This is a genomic window from Methylobacterium ajmalii (genome assembly GCF_016613415.1).
Taxonomy (GTDB): domain Bacteria; phylum Pseudomonadota; class Alphaproteobacteria; order Rhizobiales; family Beijerinckiaceae; genus Methylobacterium; species Methylobacterium ajmalii.
Window position 1 is genome coordinate 1 of record NZ_JACWCT010000065.1, and the last position, 779, is coordinate 779.

Genomic DNA, 779 nt, shown 5'->3' on the forward strand with positions numbered 1-779 from the left:
GGTGAGGGCGGCGGCCGCCGCTTCGGCGCGCTCGGCGAGGCCCGACAGGGCGGTGCGCAGGGCGGTATCGGCGGTCTCGGTGCGCTCGCCGATCAGGCGGCTCGCCTCCTCGGCGGCGGCCACGAAGGCCGCGGCCGCGGTGGCGGTGCGCCCGTCGAGGGCGCCGGTGGCGGACTCGGCGGCGAGCGCGAGGGCCGCGGACACGTCCTCGGCCTGGCGCGTCAGGTGCTCGACGGCGGCGCGGAGCGTCGCGTCGGTGGTGCTCGTGCGCTCGGCGACGAGTCGGCCGGCCTCGTCGGCGGCCTTCGCGAAGGCGGTGGCCGCCGCCAGCGTACGGGCATCGAACTGCCCGGTCGCCTGCTCGGCCGCCCCGGTGATCGCCGCAGCGACGGCCTCGGCCCGCTCGGTCACGCCATGGAGGGTCCCGCGCAGGGTCGCGTCCACCGCGCCCGCCGTCCGCTCGGTCGCTGCATTGATCGCGGCAACGACATCCTCGGCGCGCTCGGCCAGGCCGTCGATGGTGCCGCGCAGGCTCGCGTTCGCCGCGCCCGCCCGCTCGGCGACGAGGCGGCCGGCCTCGTCCGCCGCCGCGGCGAACGCCGCGGTCGCCGCCAGCGTCCGCGCGTCGAGCGCGCCCGTCGTCCGCTCGGCCGCCGCCGCGATCGCCAAAGCCGCTTCCTCGGCCCGGCCCGCCAGACCCACCACGACGCCGTGCAGCGCCGCATCCGCCTCGCCGGCCCGCGTGCCGATCAGCGCGGCCGCCTCCTCCGCCACCCGGG

1 protein-coding gene is annotated in these 779 nt (G+C 80.0%); it reads right to left on the reverse strand.

Features of this window, described 5'->3' with window-relative positions; translation table 11 throughout:
* The coding region (locus tag HPY23_RS12130) for a hypothetical protein (RefSeq protein WP_200649611.1) at window positions 1–779 on the reverse strand (779 nt) is incomplete at both ends.